Raw genomic sequence first — 17,813 nt, 5'->3', positions numbered from 1 at the left:
GATTTTTGTGCTTGCTTGTTTTTCGCACAATTTTGGTGGGGTTTTTTACCCATCGGCGGGCGGGGCGGGTGAGCAGGGGAAAACCCCTTTGCAGTACGCAAAGGGGTTACGGCGATTAGTGGGTAGCTGTTGCCGGGTTGTGTTGACGGTGACGGGTCACAAAGCCCAGCACGAAACACATGATGAACACCACGGCGTACAGACCGTTAGCGGTATGCAGCGCCGCCAGCGGGCCGCTGTGCGCCACAATTGGGCCCGTGACCACGAAGGTCAGCATGGTGCCGATGGTGCCGCAGGTCAGCACGAAGTTCACCAGCTTTGGCGAGGCCACTTTGGTCTGAAGAGAGCCAAGGGTGATGATCGAGGTATAAATCGCGCTGGAGAAGAAGCCCAGGGTCAGGATGAACCACGGCATATGCTCCGGGGAACCGTTGATGAACAGATACATCAGCACGGTTGCCAGACCCGCCAGAACGGTCAGGATCCGTTGCAGGTCGAAGAAGCGCAGGATAAAGCTAAACGCCCACATGCCGAACATGTAAGACATCCAGAAATCGCTCACCAGTTTACCCGCGTCGTTCAGACTCATGCCCAGACCTTTCGCATACTCAGGAACCCAGGAGATAAAGCCCAGCTGGCCCAGGATGTAACACAGCGCGGCGATGGAAAGGAACAGTACGCCGATACCCCATTTTTCTTTCGCAACTGGCTCAGACGTGGTCTGCGCTTTTTTGCCCAGCACCGGGAACTCGCAGCCGAAGGTGAGAATAAAGATCGCGACATAGACCAGACCAATGCAGGCGTACACCCAGTACCACTCAATGCTGCGCGCCAGAAGATACGCGGCGACCATCGGGAAAATCATCCCGGCCATGCTGAAGAAGGAGTCGGTGAACAGCAGACGCGCGCCGCGCTGGCGGCCTTCATACATATGGGTGATCAGGAACGTACCGATCGACATGGTGATCCCGCTTACCAGGCCCAGCACGAACATGGCGGCAGAGAAGAGGGCGATGCTGTGGCTCAGCACCAGGCCCGCCACGGCGGCAACCATCAGCACGAAGCCGAAGCGCAGCTGGGTTTTCAGCGGCACGATTTCCATCAGCCAGGCATTAAGGAAAATAGAGATCAGGATCCCCGCGTTCAGGAAAGTGAAGGTATTGCTCATGCTGGAAACGGGCAACTGGAAGTAGTCTGCGATATTTCCCATCACCATCCCGGTGACGATCACCAACGCGCCGGTCAGGGCGTAGGAGAAGAAGCTGATCCATGTGAGCTTGATGCGATTGCTGTTAGTCATGTCTGGCCTGTTAAAAGTAAAGAAAAACGCAATGACTGCGTTTGAGCGGGCAGATTTTAGTCGCGAAAGTGATCTAATTAAATCTTTTCAGAAAATATTGAGCACAATTGCAGGCTTTAACGTGATGGAGATCACATTATATCGCGGGGTGAACAATCGTTTGCGCGGTAATAATTGTTTCAATTTCGTAAAATTAGGTAAAAGACTGGTCTGGGGTCATACTGCTCTTTAGAATCAAGCCATTCGCTTTTTATACTGCGCTTTGTTAAGGAATTCTCATGCTCAAATCAACACTGGCGGCTGTCGCAGCTGTGTTTGCTCTTTCTGCCGTTTCCCCTGCTGCGCTGGCAGCCAAAGGAGACCCTCACGTCCTGCTGACTACCTCTGCGGGGAATATTGAGCTGGAGCTGGATAGCCAGAAAGCCCCTGTTTCCGTGAAAAACTTCCTCGACTACGTGAACAGTGGTTTTTATAACAACACCACGTTCCACCGCGTGATCCCGGGCTTTATGATTCAGGGCGGCGGTTTCAACGAGCAGATGCAGCAGAAAAAGCCTAACCCGCCAATCAAAAATGAAGCGGATAACGGCCTGCTGAACAAGCGCGGCACCATTTCTATGGCGCGTACGGCGGATAAAGACAGCGCCACCAGCCAGTTCTTCCTCAACGTGGCGGATAACGCCTTCCTGGACCACGGCCAGCGCGACTTTGGCTACGCGGTGTTCGGTAAAGTGGTGAAAGGCATGGACGTGGCGGACAAGATCTCTCAGGTTCAGACTCACGATGTCGGTCCATACCAGAATGTGCCGTCTAAGCCAGTGGTGATTCTCTCCGCGAAAGTGCTGCCGTAATCGTTCCCTCACACGGGCACATCCTGCCCGTGTCTTTCCGCCCTCCCTGCGAAAGCGCGTTTTGCTGCTTATACTTGTGGCAAACGGACTATTCAGGGAGGCGTAGTGAAAAAACTCACCGACAAGCAAAAATCCCGACTCTGGGAGCAACAGCGTAGCGCCAATCTTCAGGCCAGTTGCCTCCTTGAAAAAGGCAAGGGTCCCGCTGAACCCGATATCGAGATGCTGGCACTGGGGCCTTCTGCACCGGGTTTACCCCATCTGTGCCTTATTCACCGCCATTTATTCCGCAACGAAATGAAAGGCGCTGGCGAGCTGCGCACCGCCGATATCTCCAAGGGCGACATTCCATTTTGCCATTTCGAGTACATCGAGAAGGTGGGTAATGAGCTGATGGCTTCGCTGGAAAGCGATAAATATCTGGTGGGCCTTCAGAAAGAAGAGTTTACAGACGGAATCAGTCATTACTACTGTGAAATCAACATGCTACATCCGTTTATGAGCGGTAATGGCGTGGCTCAGCGGATCTTCTTTGAACAGCTGGCGATCCATGCGGGCTACGTGCTGAACTGGCAGGGGATCGACCCGGACGACTGGGCATCTGCCAACCAGAGCGGGGCGATGGGTGATCTGACCGCCCTGAATGCTATCTTTGCCAAAGTTGTGAGCGAAGCGCGGGGATCTGAGTAAAATAGGGCTGCCATTTTTTCAGGAGCCGCCATGATTCTGCTGATTGATAACTACGATTCCTTTACCTGGAACCTTTACCAGTATTTTTGTGAGCTGGGGGCAGAGGTGGTTGTCCGCCGTAACGATGAGATCGCGCTGGCTGACATTGACGCGCTGGCGCCCCAGAAAATCGTGATTTCGCCCGGGCCGTGTACGCCGTCGGAGTCCGGTATCTCGCTGGAGGTAATCCGCCACTATGCGGGCAAGCTGCCGATTCTGGGCGTCTGCCTGGGTCACCAGGCCATTGCGCAGGTCTTTGGCGCCAGCATTGTCCGTGCCGCGAAAGTCATGCACGGCAAAACCTCACCGATCACGCACACCGGTACCGGCGTATTCCTGGGGCTAAACAATCCGTTAACCGTGACGCGCTACCATTCTCTGGTGATTGATCCGCCGACCCTGCCCGCAGACTTTGAAGTGACCGCCTGGAGTGAGACCCGGGAAATCATGGGCATTCGCCACCGCGAGTACGATCTGGAAGGGGTGCAGTTCCACCCGGAAAGCATTCTCAGCGAACAGGGGCACGCACTGCTGGCCAATTTCCTTAATCGCTGAATATCTGTTGCCTTGTTGTGATTTTTTATGCATATTTTGTGATTATATTTTCACAATCACTGTGACATAAAAATGGATGGTCATGACATGGCAACTGAACAACCAGCAATTACCCGCGCGACATTCGATGAAGTGATCCTGCCGATTTATGCACCGGCTGAGTTTATCCCGGTGAAAGGGAGAGGCAGCCGCGTCTGGGATCAGCAGGGCAATGAGTATGTTGATTTCGCAGGCGGTATTGCGGTGACGGCGCTGGGCCATTGCCATCCTGCGCTGGTGGACGCGCTGAAAACGCAGGGCGAAACGCTGTGGCACACCAGCAACGTGTTCACTAACGAACCGGCGCTGCGTCTGGGGCGTAAGATCATCGATGCCACCTTCGCCGAACGCGTGCTGTTTATGAACTCCGGCACCGAAGCCAACGAAACCGCCTTTAAGCTTGCGCGCTACTACGCAACCACGCGTCATAGTCCGTACAAAACCAAAATCATCGCCTTCCATAACGCCTTCCACGGTCGCTCGTTCTTTACCGTTTCCGTTGGCGGCCAGCCGAAGTATTCCGACGGCTTTGGTCCGAAACCTGCGGATATCATCCACGTGCCGTTTAACGATCTGCACGCCGTTAAAGCGGTGATAGACGATCACACCTGTGCCGTGGTGGTCGAACCCATTCAGGGGGAAGGCGGCGTCACGGCGGCCACCCCGGAATTTCTGCAAGGTCTGCGTGAGCTGTGCGACGAGCACCAGGCGCTGCTGGTGTTTGATGAAGTGCAGTGTGGGATGGGGCGTACCGGAGACCTGTTCGCTTATATGCACTACGGCGTAACGCCGGATATTCTGACCAGCGCGAAAGCGCTCGGCGGCGGTTTCCCGGTCAGCGCGGTGCTCACCACCCAGGATATTGCTTCCGCATTTCATGTGGGCTCACACGGCTCCACTTACGGCGGTAATCCGCTGGCGTGCGCCGTGGCGGGAGCGGCGTTCGACATCATTAATACGCCGGACGTCCTGAATGGCGTGAATGCGAAACGCGCCCTTTTTGTGAAACATCTTCAGCAGATTGACGAACAGTTTGATGTCTTCAGTGAAATCCGCGGGATGGGACTGCTGATCGGCGCCGAGCTGAAGCCTCAGTACAAAGGCCGCGCGCGCGATTTCCTGCACGCCGCCGCGCACGAAGGCGTCATGGTGCTCAACGCCGGGCCGGACGTGATGCGCTTCGCGCCGTCGCTGGTGGTGGAAGACAAAGACATCGAAGACGGGTTAACCCGTTTTGCTGCGGCGGTGGCGAAGATCGTCAGAGGCTAATACGCGGTTCGTTTTAACCGGCGCGTTAACCAAATCCCGTGATGCGGACGCTGACGCCATGCCACCGACGAAATGGTGTGCATGGTGTTGAGATGCCCGAGAACGCGCTGTAAATGCTGCTCAAGGGTGCTCATCGGCCCGTGGGTCAGCGTCTCCGGCGCTTCCAGAATGTTCGAATCCCCTGACTCGCCCGGAGCGTCGTACTCCAGACGCTGCTGACAGCGCTGGAGGGCAATTTCACACGACTGCAAATAGCGCTGCGCCAGATCCGGCGTCAGCATGGTGTGCTCGCGCGCCAGCGTGGTCATGGCATTGATGTGTTCGACGATAAACTGGCTGTGCGTGACCCACAGCTTCATGTCTGCCAGATAGTGCGAGTTGAAGCCCGGCTCCTGCATGGCCTGGTTAAGGGAGTTGAACAGGGCATTATGCGCCTGGTTGACCTTCATGCGCTCGTAGGCCAGCGGAGACGGCTGCGGGTCGTCGCTCAGGATCAGGCGAATGGCCTGCTGATCCGCCTCCAGCGCGTCGTGGGCGTTTTGCCTCAGTAATCCACTTTGCCACTGCGGCCACAGCCAGACCATGCCGCCAAAGGCGATCAGGCAGCCAATCAGGGTATCGACCAGGCGGGCAATAATTAACTGATCGGCGTTGAGCGTAAGCAACTGCAGGGTGTACACCGCCGTTACCGTAAAGCCCACCGTCGCCCAGCCGTAGTTTTTACGGATGATCAGATAACTCACCATCGTAATCGCCAGCATGCCGACCAGCGTATACCCTTCCGGCACGTGGAAGTGCAACGTTACGCCCGCGATAATCAGCCCCGCCATCGTGCCGCCCGCCCGATGCAGAATGCGCACCCGCGTGGCGCCATAGCCGTTCTGGGTGACAAACAGCACGGTCATTAAGATCCAGTAGGGTTTCGGCAGGTGCAGGGCCATTCCCATCAGGCTGGCGATGCTGAGCATGACGCTAATTCTTGCGGCGTTGCGCAGGGCGGAAGACTTCAGTGACAGGTAGCTTTTGAGCGCAGGCAGCAACGGCAGTCGTTTTTGCTTATCGGCCATCAGGTCCCGGGTATAAAGCGGGCGCTGGGTGCGCAACACCCGGGCGATGCGGCTGAAATGCCAGGCGGCAAACTGCCCGACCGGGTTATCCGCGTGCTGACGCGCAATCTTTTCCAGCGCGCCGAGCTGTTTGTCCATGTTAAAGCGCGTCGGATAGCGGTGATAGAGGATATCGTCAGCCAGCACCCGCAGGCGCGCCGCGACGGTCTGCGCGTTCCAGCGGATCACCGCTTCCGCATGGCTGCGCTCCACCAGCTTTTGCACCTCTTCCGGATTATGAAGGCTGACGGAAATATGCTCCTGCAAATCCAGCCCGACCTGGAAGGTACGCAGCAGCCGCTTATATTCATGATTTTTGTTGGCGGCAAGCATGTGCAACTGCTGATAGCACTGGCTGATCAGATCCACCACTTTTTGCTGGCGTGCCAGCAGCGGCGGCAGGGATTTTTCCGGGTCGGTATGTTGCGTGAGCAGGGTGTATTTTGCTTCGCAGTATTCAGCAAGCTGCACGTAGAGCAGGCTCAGGGATTCGCGAAGCGGCTGTTCCCGCCACAACCAGAACCAGAACCAGTTAAACAGCCCGTACCACAGCGTGCCGAGGGCGTAGATCAGCAATGGCTCCCACACCGGCATATTGCCCGCAAGGCTTAAGGTGAAGATGGCGGCAATCAGCGACGCGGGAAGCAGGCGGGCGTGCAGCGAGCTGATTTCAGCGGTTACGCCAAGCGTCATCGCCAGCACGGTCAGGATCAGCGGCAGAGGAATGTCGCGGGCCAGTAAGAGTTGCACGGCAAGGCTACAGCCGGCAAACAGGCAGCCGCCAATAATCAGGCGTTTGAAAAAGCGTTTATGCGGGGTGTCCAGACCGGCAATGTTGCAGCAGGCGGGCACGAGGGAAAACAGCAGGCCTTGCTGAAGATGTCCGAGGATCAGGCCCACGGCCACGGGAAGACACAACACCAGCGTTTGTCGCAGTGCGTAGTTAACTTCCGGGTGATAGATCAGCCTGCGCCACATAAGGAGTAGAGACAAAAACGGCGTGCCACCCTGCGGCGGCACGCCGTTTTACCGGAATTAACGGGTCCCGTAAACCACGATGGTTTTACCGTGGGCGGAGATCAGGTTCTGGTCTTCCAGCATCTTCAGGATACGGCCCACTGTTTCACGGGAGCAGCCGACGATCTGACCGATTTCCTGGCGGGTAATTTTAATTTGCATACCGTCAGGGTGGGTCATGGCGTCTGGCTGTTTCGCCAGGTTCAACAGAGTCTGCGCGATACGACCGGTCACGTCCAGGAAGGCGAGGTTACCCACCTTCTCAGAGGTCACTTGCAGACGGCGTGCCATCTGGGAAGAAAGACGCATCAGGATGTCAGGGTTGACCTGAATCAGCTGACGGAATTTCTTGTAAGAAATTTCAGCCACTTCACATGCTGTTTTTGCACGAACCCAGGCGCTACGTTCCTGGCCTTCTTCAAACAGGCCCAGTTCACCGATAAAATCGCCCTGGTTCAGATAAGAAAGGATCATCTCTTTCCCTTCTTCATCTTTGATCAGCACGGCCACCGAGCCTTTAACGATGTAATACAACGTTTCCGCTTTTTCACCCTGGTGAATCAGCGTGCTCTTTGATGGGTACTTATGAATGTGGCAATGAGACAAGAACCATTCGAGAGTCGGGTCTGTTTGCGGTTTGCCAAGCACCATGCGCTGTTATCCTCTGTTATAAGCTGTCACCAGAGTCATAAGATGCATCCGGACTCTGGGGTTGCAATCGAATTCTTACCCATACCTGGGAAGTCGGCTGTCGTAACGTTTCGCAGCCAGTAAAGTTTGATGTCCTCTGCATACATGTGTAACGTCAATGTATTACTGTAGCATCCAGAGTGTTTTAGCATAGCTTTCGCCGCGTGTCTCCTGGTGTCTCGCTTCAGCATGACGCAGGTCGCCTTCCGTTGCGAGAAATGTAACGTACACGTAATCTGTCATAAAAAATGCAACGTTGGAGTGAGTGAATATGCAAGCGCGTGTGAAATGGGTTGAAGGGTTAACGTTCCTGGGCGAGTCTGCTTCCGGGCACCAGGTTTTGATGGATGGGAACTCCGGCGATAAAGCTCCAAGCCCGATGGAAATGGTGCTGATGGCGGCAGGTGGATGCAGTGCGATCGACGTGGTGTCGATCCTGCAAAAAGGCCGTCATGACGTGACCGATTGTGAAGTGAAGCTGACGTCAGAACGTCGCGAAGAGGCGCCACGTCTGTTCACGCATATTAATCTGCACTTTATCGTCACCGGCAAAGAACTGAAGGATGCGGCGGTCTCGCGTGCGGTTGACCTGTCAGCGGAGAAATACTGCTCTGTGGCGCTAATGCTGGAGAAAGCGGTAAACATCACCCATTCGTATGAAGTGATCGAGGCTTAATTTTTGGCGGGTGGCGCTTCGCTTACCCGCCCTACAAAAGCACGCCCGTAGGCCCGGTAAGCGCAGCGCCACCGGGCAAAACAACTCACGCGATTTGCTTTCCTTCCATCAGCCGCTGCACCAGCGGTGTCATGATCAGCTCCATTGCCAGCCCCATTTTTCCCCCGGGCACCACTAACGTATTCATGTGCGAAATAAACGAACCCTGTAGCATCGCCAGCAGCCAGGGGTAATCAATGCCTTCCAGGTTGCGGAAGTGGATCACCACAAAGCTCTCGTCCAGGGAAGGGATGCTTTTTGCCGCGAACGGGTTGGAGGTGTCCACGGTGGGGACGCGCTGGAAGTTAATGTGGGTTCGGGAGAACTGCGGCGTCAGGAAGTTGATGTAATCTTCCATGGAGCGCACCACCGAGTCCATGACCGCCTCTCGCGAATGGCCGCGCTCGCTCATGTCACGCGTCAGCTTCTGGATCCACTCAAGGTTAACAATCGGCACCACCCCCACCAGCAAATCCACGTGGCGCGCCACGTCGTGCTGAGGCGTCACCACGCCGCCGTGCAATCCTTCGTAAAACAGCACGTCAGTCGGTTCCGGCAGCGGCTGCCAGGGCGTGAACGTGCCGGGGACCTGGTTCCAGGGCACGGCTTCATCGTAGGTGTGGAGATACTTGCGGGACTGCCCGGTACCGCTTTGCCCGTATTCACGGAAGGTTTGCTCCAGCAGGCCGAAGTCATTCGCCTCCGGGCCAAAATAGCTGATGTGTTTACCCAGATCGCGCGCCTTGCGGATGGCCATATCCATCTCCGGGCGCGTGTAGCGGTGAAAGCTGTCGCCCTCTACCTCTGCCGCCCGTAAGTTAAGCTGGGCGAAAATCTTGCGGAAGGCGAGGCTGGTGGTAGTGGTTCCCGCCCCACTCGAACCCGTAACGGCAATAACCGGATGTCTGGCAGACATAGCAACTCCCTGACTGGAAAAGTGTAAAGATCAGCCGTGAAACGCGTTGCGTGGCATGATATTGACCGTCTCATGCAGTTCGGACCATACCAGCACCACGTCGCCGCTTTTAAGCTGGCGCTTCACATCGCTGACCTTTTGTTCAAGCGAACGTTCATGTTCACCATAATCGGTGCCTTCGCGCAAGACAAAGCTTTCAATCAGATTATCGAGCGTGTCGGGAGAGAGATCCTGCCAGGGAATAATCATTTTTTACCGTCCAGATAGGCCGTTAACCAGTCGGGTATACGCGTCTCAAGCCACATTTTTGGCCGACGCAGCGTGCCGCCAACAAAGCCCACGTGCCCGCCGAACTCAGTGAGCTGATACTCCACGTTATCCGGCAGATAGTCAGGGGCGGGGATCGAGTGATGATCCATAAACGGATCGTCTTTGGCGTGGATAATCAGCGTGGGTTTCGTGATTTGATTCAGTAAAGGCATGGCGCTGCACTGACGGTAATAGTCAATCGCATCGGCAAAGCCGTGAATTTTAGAGGTGATCAAATCATCAAACTCGCGCAGGCGCTTCACGCGTTTGAGCTGTTGCAGCGTCACAGGCAGCGTATCCGGATAGGCCTTAAGTTTACGTGCGGCGTTGGCTTTCAGCAGGTTGAGCAGGTAGCGCTGATAGACCCGCGAAAATCCCTTTTCCATATGATAACTGCACTGCTCCAGCATAAAGGGCGCAGAGACAATCACCGCCGCATCCAGCGGCACCGCGTCGCTCTCCTTCGCCAGCAGGCAGGCCAGCATATTCCCGCCCAGCGAATACCCCACCGCTGCCGTTGGTGCCTCGCCGAAATTGTCTCTTAGCCAGCGCAGGAACCAGGAGCCGTCCTCGGTTTCACCCGAGTGATAAATGCGTTTCTGACGGTTAGGCTCGCCGCTGCATCCGCGAAAATGCATCACCACCCCAAGCCAGTCGCGGGCTTTCGCCGCCTCAATGAGACCGTGTGCGTAAGGGCTGTGCAGGCTGCCTTCCAGGCCGTGAAACACCACCAGACGGGGTTTATGTCTGGCCCGATCCGGATCTTCGCTCCAGGCGAGATCCAAAAAGTCACCGTCCGGCAGGTCAATGCGCTGCCAGTGGGGGTTGAACTGCACCTTGCGGCGGATCAGGCGCGGCAGCATGGTTTGCAGGTGAGGGTTAGCCACACCGCGCATGGGCACGAACTCTGCGCTCTCTTCGGCTGCAATGTCGAAGTCTGAGGGAATGATTTGGGTCATAAGGGCGATGCTGATTCTTGTCAGAAATTAACTATACCTTCCGAATTGTACCCCGTTTAGCCCGTTTTTCCGAAACATGAACTGATCCCGATCACATTTCTTTACCTTGATTATTACTCTCAGGCTAATGATTACGTCCTACGCTTAATTGATGCCTTTCTCACCAGAGCGCACACTTTACTCAACGTTAAGCAAATCAGAATGATGTGCTGAATCAGGAGGTTAATAATGTTATCTGGGCAAACACCCACCCGGCAATGGAACACCCGACGCAGCGAGAAAGCGCGTCGTCTGGCGTCCGTACCGGTGCAGGGCAAGGTACTGCCAACCGGCGATCTTGTCGCCATGCTGGAAAAACTGATCGCACCAGGCGACAAAGTCGTTCTGGAAGGCAACAACCAGAAGCAGGCGGATTTCCTTTCCCGTTCACTGGCCGAAGTGAACCCGCAAATCGTGCACGATCTGCATATGATCATGCCGAGCGTGGGCCGCAGCGAACATCTGGACATCTTTGAGAAAGGCATTGCCCGCAAGCTCGACTTCTCCTTCTCCGGTACGCAAAGCCTGCGCATTTCGCAGCTGCTGGAGGATGGTCAGCTCGAAATCGGGGCGATTCACACCTACATCGAACTCTACTCACGTTTATACGTCGACCTTTCGCCAAACGTGGCGCTGATTGCCGGTTTTAAAGCGGACCGTAAAGGTAACCTCTACACCGGGGCGAGTACCGAAGATACCCCGGCGCTGGTGGAAGCCGCCGCGTTCCACGACGGCATCGTCATCGCACAGGTGAACGAGCTGGTGGACGACGAGTGCGACCTGCCGCGCGTCGATATTCCGGGCTCGTGGATCGATTACGTGGTGGTGGCGGACAAGCCGTTCTTTATTGAACCGCTCTTCACCCGCGACCCGCGCCTGATTAAACAGGAACACATCCTGATGGCGATGATGGCGATTAAAGGCATCTACGCTGAACACCAGGTGCAGTCACTGAACCACGGGATTGGCTTTAATACCGCAGCGATCGAACTGCTGCTGCCAACCTACGGCGAACAGCTCGGACTCAAAGGCAAAATCTGTAAACACTGGACTTTGAACCCGCATCCAACGCTGATCCCGGCCATCGAAAGCGGCTGGGTGGAGAGCGTCCACTGCTTCGGCGGCGAGCTGGGGATGGAAGAGTACATCCGCGCCCGTCCGGACGTGTTCTTTACCGGTGCTGACGGCTCCATGCGCTCTAACCGCGCCTTCTGTCAGCTGGCTGGTCAGTACGCGGTCGATATGTTTATCGGCTCCACGCTACAGGTTGATGGTTACGCTAACTCCTCAACCGTGACCCGCGGCCGTCTCTCCGGCTTCGGCGGCGCACCAAACATGGGCCACGATCCGCACGGTCGTCGCCACGCCACACCGGCCTGGCTGAACATGATCACCGAGCCTGACCCGATGCAGCGCGGTAAAAAGCTGGTTGTGCAGATGGTGGAAACCTTCCAGGCGGGCGTGAAGCCAACCTTCGTGGAGAAACTCGACGCCGTAGACGTGGCGAAAGCCTCCGGCATGCCGCTGGCGCCGGTTATGATTTACGGCGATGACGTCACCCACGTGCTGACGGAAGAGGGGATTGCTTACCTCTACCGGGCAAAAGATCTGGAAGAGCGTCGCGCCATGGTCGCCGCCGTGGCGGGTATCACCGATATCGGTCTGGGCGTTGATGCCAAACGCGTGGCGGAACTGCGCCAGAGCGGCAAGGTTGTGTATCCGGAAGATATTGGCATTCGTCGTACCGATGCCACCCGCTCTCTGCTGGCTGCGGGCAGCGTGGCTGACCTCGTTGAGTGGTCCGGCGGCCTGTATAACCCACCTGCGAAATTCCGGAGCTGGTAATGAAACTTCTGCCCCAGATCCAGGTTGAAGGCGGTGCCGAATGGCTGGCGCGAACCGCCACGCAGTGTCTGATTGACGAAGCACGTTTAAGCCCGAAGCCCGGTCTGGTGGACAGCCGGGGGAACGGCGCGCATCACGATTTATCGCTTGCGCTGATGGAGCGCTCCGCTCACAGCCTGACCCCCACGTTTCAGGCGCTGGCGCAACAGAGCTGGCAGCGTCCGGCGGATATTGCCCTCAGGCAAACCGTTGGCCGCCTGGGTCGTGAAGGCGAACGGCAGATGATGGCCGCTACCGACGGCGTGAACACACACCGTGGCGCGATCTGGGCGCTGGGATTGCTGGTGAGCGCGGTGGCGATGCTGGGCGGCGATGCCCGGGCGCAAACCGTCGCGAACACCGCCGCTCAGCTGGCGAAACTGCCGGATGACGCGGCGCCGAAAGTATTCAGCAAGGGGTTACGCGTCACGCACCGCTACCGTGTACCGGGCGCGCGTGAAGAGGCTCAGCAGGCGTTTCCGCACATCATGCAGCGCGCGCTGCCGCAGCTTCACCTCAGCCGTCTCAACGGCAGCAGCGAAACGCAGGCCAGACTCGACGCGCTGATGGCGATCATGACCTCGCTCACCGACACCTGCGTGCTGTCGCGCGCCGGCATGGAGGGGCTGGATGCCATGCAGAACGGCGCCCGTGCGGTGCTGAACGCGGGAGGATGCGCAACACTTGCGGGGCAGCAGGCGCTGGCGCGGTTAGACCGTCAGATGCTGACGCTTAACGCCTCGCCGGGCGGAGCCGCAGACCTGCTTGCCGCCACGCTGTTTCTTGACCGCGTCGAAACGCCCTATTCAAAGCATTAAGAGGATGTTATGGAAAAAATCACATTGACCGTGCCCGCCAGCCGCGAAGTAAGCGGCAGGGCGCTGGCAGGGGTAGTCGGTTCCGGGGATATGGAGGTGCTTTTCACCGCCGAACCGGGCCAGACCTTAATCATTGATATCACCACCTCCGTCGACAACAGCCGTGGGCGCTGGGAGGCGTTGTTCAATCGCCTGCAAACCGTCAGCAGCCTGCCCGCAGGTAAGCTGACCATCCACGACTTCGGCGCGACGCCGGGCGTGGCACGCATTCGTATCGAACAGGTTTTTGAAGGGGTGAACCATGCGTGATGACAGCAGCTTTATCGAATTAAAAGCGCGCCAGCGTGCGCAGGCGCTGCTCGACGACGGCAGCTACCGCGAACTACTGGATCCGTTTGAAGGCATTATCTCTCCGTGGCTTGGGCCACAGGGGATTGTTCCTCAGGCCGATGACGGCATGGTAGTCGCGAAAGGGACTATCAACGGCCAGCCTGCAGTGGTGGTGGCGATTGAAGGCACCTTCCAGGGCGGCAGCATGGGCGAAGTGTCCGGTGCCAAAATGGCGGCGGCGCTGGAGCTGGCTGCGGAAGATAACCGCAACGGCATTCCGACTCAGGCGGTACTGTGCCTCGAAACCGGCGGCGTACGTTTGCAGGAAGCCAACCTCGGCCTGGCGGCGATTGCCGATATCCACGCCGCGATCGTTGACCTGCGTCGCTATACCCCGGTTGTCGGGATTGTCGCCGGGACCGTGGGCTGCTTCGGCGGGATGTCTATCGCCGCGGCGCTGTGCAGCTACCTGATTGTGACCCGCGAAGCGCGTCTTGGCCTCAACGGCCCGCAGGTTATTGAGCAGGAAGCGGGCATTGAAGAGTATGACTCCCGCGACCGTCCGTTTATCTGGAGCATGACCGGCGGCGAAGTGCGCTATGAAAGTGGGCTGGTGGACGCGCTGGTGGGCGACGGCGTGAACGCGGTGAAAGCCGCGATGAACGAGGCCATCGCCAAAGGCGTACCGGCGAAACATCGCACCGATAACTACGACGATTACCTGAACCGTCTGACGAATTTCGACACCCGCAAACAGGCCGATGCCGAACAGATTAAAGCGCTTTTTGCCCGGGAGGTGAAATGATGACTAACTCAATTAGCCGTGGCGAACTCTGGCTGGAAACTCTGGCCCCGAACGCGAAACGTCTGGAGGGGTTATGCCCGTCCGTGCAGGCGGCAGACGGCGAGCTGAACGGTGAAACGGTGCGCTTTGTCGCCGTGGTGCCGGACGCCAACAACCACTTCCCGCGCGCGGCGCAGGGTGAAGTCGGCCTGCTGGAAGGATGGACGCTGGCAAAAGTGGTCAGCGAAACCGTCGCCGCTGACGCCGATAAAGCCGTGAAGCGCCCGATTGTGGCGGTGATCGATGTCCCAAGCCAGGCCTATGGCCGTCGCGAAGAGGCGTTTGGTATCCACCAGGCGCTGGCCGGCGCCGCTGCCGCCTATGCCAATGCGCGGCTGGCGGGGCATCCGGTGATTGGTCTTATCGTCGGTAAGGCCATGTCCGGCGCGTTTCTGGCGCACGGCTACCAGGCCAACCGCCTGATTGCCTTCAACGATAAAGGCGTGCTGATCCATGCCATGGGCAAAGAGTCTGCGGCGCGCATTACGCTGCGTACCGTGGAGGCGCTGGAAAAACTGGCGGCAACCATTCCGCCAATGGCGTACGACATCAGCAACTACGCCACGCTGGGGCTGCTCTCCGACCTGCTGGATATCAGCAACCCGGATGCCCCTTCCGAAAGCGATCTGACGCGGGTGAAAACTACCCTGCAACAGGCCATCAGCGACGCTCGTCAGGACACCACGTTGAAAAACCGTCTGGGTGCTGACAACCGCCGCAGCTCGGCGCTCGTACGTGAACGTATGCGAGCCAGCTGGTAAGTAAAAAGAGACCTGCCAGATGCATTACCCCGTGGGCGCGCCCGTTGCGTCCACGCGGGAACCTGCATCCTGAAAATAATAAACATCGCGCCAGTGCTTAAACTTTTTTACTACAGGTGATTTATGACTTACGTAATTGTTCATGCTCTTGCACCGATTTTCGTCATCATGCTGCTGGGATTCTGGGCCGGTAAAGCAAAGATGGTCGATAACAAAAATGTTTCCCTGCTGAATATCTTCGTTATGGATTTTGCACTCCCTGCCGCGCTGTTCAGCGCCACCGTGCAAACCCCGTGGACCGGCATTGTGGCGCAGTCGCCGCTGATCCTGGTGCTCACCCTGGCGATGTGGATCACCTATGCGGCCATCTACTTCCTCGCCACCAAAGTCTTTAAAAAATCTCCGCAGGATGCGGCCGTACTGACGCTGACCGTCGCTCTGCCAAACTATGCGGCGCTCGGCCTGCCGATTCTGGGCAGCGTGCTGGGTGAAAGTTCTTCTACTTCACTCTCCGTGGCGGTCTCCATCGCCTGTGGTTCGGTGCTGATGACCCCGTTCTGCCTGCTTATTCTGGAGCGTGAAAAAGCGCGCGCCGAGGGCAATAACTCCGGTTCAACGCTTTCCATGCTGCCGGTGCTGATGTGGCGCTCCATTAAAAAACCGATCGTGATGGGCCCGCTGCTGGGGGTGATCCTGTCCGCTATCGGCATCAAAATGCCAGAGCTGGTACTGGCGGCGATTAAACCTCTGAGACTGTCCGCGACCGCTGCGGCGCTGTTCCTGACCGGGGTGATCCTCTCCGCGCGTAAGCTTCAGATCAACACCATGGTGATCACTTCCACTATCGCCAAGCTGCTGGTCCAGCCAGCGATTGCCTGGGGTATCGTTTTAATCTTCGGTCTGCACGGCTCCGTGGCGATCACCGCCATCCTGATGATTGCGCTGTCTGCGGGCTTCTTTGGCGTGGTGTTCGGTAACCGCTTTGGCGTGCAGTCGCCGGATGCTGAAGCCGTGCTGCTGTTGAGCTCCATACTGTGTATTCTGTCGCTGCCGCTGTTTATCTCGCTGACTTCAGGAATGTAATTATGACCACAACATTACGCCCACACGACCTCATCTGGCTTACCGCGCGCGACGCTCTGGAAGGGATTACCGAATCCTGGGTAGACGCGGCCTGGCATACCGGGCTACCGGTAGTGGTGCGGCGTGATGTTGATAATGAAGGCCGTATTCCCGTTGGCGTGCGCGGATTGCGCCGCGACCAGCGGGCGGCCGGATGGGTGAAGCCTGAGAACGCGTTGCGCGTGGTGTCGCCCGAAGAGTTGAGCGTTGCCGCCGACCTGCTGCGTTCGCCGTTTGTCACTCAGCCGCCGGTTCAGGTGGCACTTCAGCTTGCGCAGCAGTCGTGGCCGTGGACGTGGGGGATAACCGGTAGTACGGGTTACGCGCTGGCGACCGGCATTCCGGTGATCCACGCCGATAGCGATCTCGATCTGCTGATCCGCGCCCCGCGTACCGTTTCCCCTGAGGCGTTTACTGACTGGCAGGCTCAGCTCAACCGTGCGTTGTGCCGGGCGGATACGCAGGTGGACACGCCCGAGGGCGGATTCGCGCTGGCAGAATGGTTACGCGACGGCAAAACGCTGCTAAAAACGCAATGTGGACCGCGCCTGGTAGCGGATCCATGGCACAGGGAGGAGTAATGAAAATACTGTTTACCTTTCCGGGGCAGGGCACACAGCACGAAGGTATGCTGCAAAACCTGCCGGGAACGGAGCTGGAGCAGGCCCGTGCTGTGCTGGGGGCGGAAGTCGATACCCTGGACAGCGCATCCTCGTTAACCCACACCCGTGCGGTTCAGCTTTCACTGCTGATTGCCGGCGTGGCCTGGGCGCGCGAGCTGGAACGTCGCGGCGTGTCGCCGGATATTGTCAGCGGTCTGTCCATTGGCGCTTATCCTGCGGCGGTTATCGCAGGCTCGCTGGACTTTACGGATGCGCTGAAGCTGGTGGCGCTGCGCGGTGATTTGATGGAGCAGGCGTATCCGCACGGCTACGGCCTGACGGCGATTATGGGGTTGACCCTGCCGCAGGTGGAAAACCTGATTCAGGGGACTGGAACCTATATCGCTAACCTGAACGCCGAAACGCAGATCGTGATTGCCGGAACCGATGACGGTATGGCGCAGGTGGCGGAGCGCGCGCTGGCGAAGGGTGCAAGCAAGGCCAAACGGCTGGCGGTGAGCGTGCCATCGCACTGCGCGCTGCTGGCGGAACCGGCGAAGAAGCTGGCAGCGGCGTTTGAATCGGTCACGCTTTCCCGTCCCCGCTGCGCGTACCTGAGCGGCAGTACCGGACGCGTGCTCTGGCAGCCGGAGAAAATTGCCGACGATCTGGCAATGAACATGGCGCGAACCGTGCGCTGGCAGGAGGCGGTGATTTCCGCTAACGAGCGTGAAGCGCGGCTGGCGATTGAGATGCCGCCGGGAGGCATATTAACCTGCCTGACGCGGCAGGCGGCGTGGGAAGGCGAATCCATTTCGCTGGAGCGCAGCGGGGTGGACGTGGCGGTGCATCTGGCGGGTCGACTGCGTGCGTGAGTTTTTTTGCCCGGTGGCGGCTGCGCCTTACCGGGCCTACGGGTTCGGTTGTATTATTTTGTAGGCCGGGTAAGACGCAACGC

Annotated in this window: 19 protein-coding genes; 13 read left to right on the top strand and 6 right to left on the bottom strand. The window is 57.7% G+C overall.

Going from position 1 to position 17,813, the window contains the following annotated elements:
* Positions 1 to 115: 115 nt before the first annotated feature.
* Positions 116 to 1,300, bottom strand: coding sequence for an MFS transporter TsgA (gene tsgA, locus L2Y28_RS20655; RefSeq protein WP_022649615.1), 1,185 nt, complete (start codon positions 1,298 to 1,300; stop codon positions 116 to 118).
* A gap of 278 nt (positions 1,301 to 1,578) precedes the next feature.
* Here tsgA and ppiA point away from each other — a divergent pair, with 278 nt between their 5' ends.
* From ppiA to L2Y28_RS20635, 4 genes are all read left to right on the top strand, one after another.
* A complete protein-coding gene (ppiA, locus tag L2Y28_RS20650; RefSeq protein WP_022649614.1) occupies positions 1,579 to 2,151 on the top strand; it encodes a peptidylprolyl isomerase A in 573 nt (190 codons plus the stop codon).
* A 105-nt stretch (positions 2,152 to 2,256) separates the two neighbouring features.
* A complete protein-coding gene (locus L2Y28_RS20645; protein ID WP_022649613.1) occupies positions 2,257 to 2,841 on the top strand; it encodes a putative adenosine monophosphate-protein transferase Fic in 585 nt (194 codons plus the stop codon).
* 30 nt (positions 2,842 to 2,871) lie between these two features.
* The gene (pabA, locus tag L2Y28_RS20640; protein ID WP_022649612.1) at positions 2,872 to 3,435 is read left to right on the top strand and encodes an aminodeoxychorismate synthase component 2; all 564 of its coding nucleotides are present in this window, start codon (positions 2,872 to 2,874) and stop codon (positions 3,433 to 3,435) included.
* Positions 3,436 to 3,522: 87 nt separating this feature from the next.
* A complete protein-coding gene (locus tag L2Y28_RS20635) occupies positions 3,523 to 4,743 on the top strand; it encodes an aspartate aminotransferase family protein (protein ID WP_022649611.1) in 1,221 nt (406 codons plus the stop codon).
* Here the strand turns inward: L2Y28_RS20635 and L2Y28_RS20630 are convergent.
* The gene (locus L2Y28_RS20630; protein ID WP_022649610.1) at positions 4,740 to 6,827 is read right to left on the bottom strand and encodes a YccS/YhfK family putative transporter; all 2,088 of its coding nucleotides are present in this window, start codon (positions 6,825 to 6,827) and stop codon (positions 4,740 to 4,742) included. The two genes, L2Y28_RS20635 and L2Y28_RS20630, sit on opposite strands and share 4 nt — an antisense overlap.
* Before the next feature lie 57 nt (positions 6,828 to 6,884).
* Positions 6,885 to 7,517: a cAMP-activated global transcriptional regulator CRP gene (gene crp, locus L2Y28_RS20625; RefSeq protein ID WP_000242758.1), complete on the bottom strand. Its 633-nt coding sequence runs from the start codon at positions 7,515 to 7,517 to the stop codon at positions 6,885 to 6,887.
* A 310-nt stretch (positions 7,518 to 7,827) separates the two neighbouring features.
* Between crp and L2Y28_RS20620 the strand changes: the two genes are divergently transcribed.
* Positions 7,828 to 8,232 (top strand): OsmC family protein, encoded by a 405-nt coding sequence (locus tag L2Y28_RS20620; RefSeq protein WP_022649609.1) that lies wholly within the window; start codon positions 7,828 to 7,830, stop codon positions 8,230 to 8,232.
* Between the two features lie 85 nt (positions 8,233 to 8,317).
* On the opposite strand, the gene L2Y28_RS20615 is transcribed toward L2Y28_RS20620, so the two are convergent.
* Genes L2Y28_RS20615 through L2Y28_RS20605 form a run of 3 tightly spaced genes read right to left on the bottom strand, consistent with a single transcriptional unit; the run spans position 8,318 to position 10,455 of the window.
* The gene (locus tag L2Y28_RS20615) at positions 8,318 to 9,187 is read right to left on the bottom strand and encodes a phosphoribulokinase (protein WP_003861663.1); all 870 of its coding nucleotides are present in this window, start codon (positions 9,185 to 9,187) and stop codon (positions 8,318 to 8,320) included.
* Between the two features lie 30 nt (positions 9,188 to 9,217).
* Positions 9,218 to 9,436 (bottom strand): YheU family protein, encoded by a 219-nt coding sequence (locus tag L2Y28_RS20610; RefSeq protein WP_022649608.1) that lies wholly within the window; start codon positions 9,434 to 9,436, stop codon positions 9,218 to 9,220.
* A complete protein-coding gene (locus L2Y28_RS20605; RefSeq protein ID WP_022649607.1) occupies positions 9,433 to 10,455 on the bottom strand; it encodes a hydrolase in 1,023 nt (340 codons plus the stop codon). Before L2Y28_RS20605 ends, L2Y28_RS20610 begins: the two co-directional genes overlap by 4 nt.
* A gap of 228 nt (positions 10,456 to 10,683) precedes the next feature.
* Between L2Y28_RS20605 and mdcA the strand changes: the two genes are divergently transcribed.
* The 8 genes from mdcA to mdcH all read left to right on the top strand — a co-directional run bounded on the left by mdcA (position 10,684) and on the right by mdcH (position 17,730).
* Positions 10,684 to 12,339, top strand: a complete 1,656-nt coding sequence (mdcA, locus tag L2Y28_RS20600) for a malonate decarboxylase subunit alpha (RefSeq protein WP_023330194.1) — start codon at positions 10,684 to 10,686, stop codon at positions 12,337 to 12,339.
* Positions 12,339 to 13,196, top strand: coding sequence for a triphosphoribosyl-dephospho-CoA synthase (locus L2Y28_RS20595; protein ID WP_022649605.1), 858 nt, complete (start codon positions 12,339 to 12,341; stop codon positions 13,194 to 13,196). The genes mdcA and L2Y28_RS20595 overlap by 1 nt, the downstream gene beginning before the upstream one ends.
* A 9-nt stretch (positions 13,197 to 13,205) precedes the next feature.
* Complete coding sequence (mdcC, locus tag L2Y28_RS20590) at positions 13,206 to 13,505, top strand: malonate decarboxylase acyl carrier protein (RefSeq protein WP_022649604.1); 300 nt, start codon at positions 13,206 to 13,208, stop codon at positions 13,503 to 13,505.
* Entirely contained in the window at positions 13,498 to 14,331 is an 834-nt protein-coding gene (locus L2Y28_RS20585; protein ID WP_003861672.1) for a biotin-independent malonate decarboxylase subunit beta, read from the top strand. The genes mdcC and L2Y28_RS20585 overlap by 8 nt, the downstream gene beginning before the upstream one ends.
* Positions 14,331 to 15,131, top strand: coding sequence for a biotin-independent malonate decarboxylase subunit gamma (gene mdcE / locus L2Y28_RS20580; protein ID WP_003861675.1), 801 nt, complete (start codon positions 14,331 to 14,333; stop codon positions 15,129 to 15,131). The genes L2Y28_RS20585 and mdcE overlap by 1 nt, the downstream gene beginning before the upstream one ends.
* Positions 15,132 to 15,254: 123 nt before the next feature.
* A complete protein-coding gene (locus tag L2Y28_RS20575; protein ID WP_022649602.1) occupies positions 15,255 to 16,214 on the top strand; it encodes an AEC family transporter in 960 nt (319 codons plus the stop codon).
* Positions 16,215 to 16,216: 2 nt separating this feature from the next.
* Complete coding sequence (locus L2Y28_RS20570; protein WP_022649601.1) at positions 16,217 to 16,834, top strand: malonate decarboxylase holo-ACP synthase; 618 nt, start codon at positions 16,217 to 16,219, stop codon at positions 16,832 to 16,834.
* Positions 16,834 to 17,730 carry a malonate decarboxylase subunit epsilon gene (gene mdcH, locus L2Y28_RS20565; protein WP_022649600.1) on the top strand — a complete coding sequence of 299 codons (897 nt, stop codon included), beginning with the start codon at positions 16,834 to 16,836 and terminating at the stop codon, positions 17,728 to 17,730. Before L2Y28_RS20570 ends, mdcH begins: the two co-directional genes overlap by 1 nt.
* Positions 17,731 to 17,813: the final 83 nt, after the last annotated feature.

Source organism: Enterobacter sp. JH25, from assembly GCF_021725435.1.
GTDB classification, from domain to species: domain Bacteria; phylum Pseudomonadota; class Gammaproteobacteria; order Enterobacterales; family Enterobacteriaceae; genus Enterobacter; species Enterobacter intestinihominis.
Note: the sequence above shows the minus strand (reverse complement) of the source record. Positions and strands in the feature narration are given on the sequence as shown.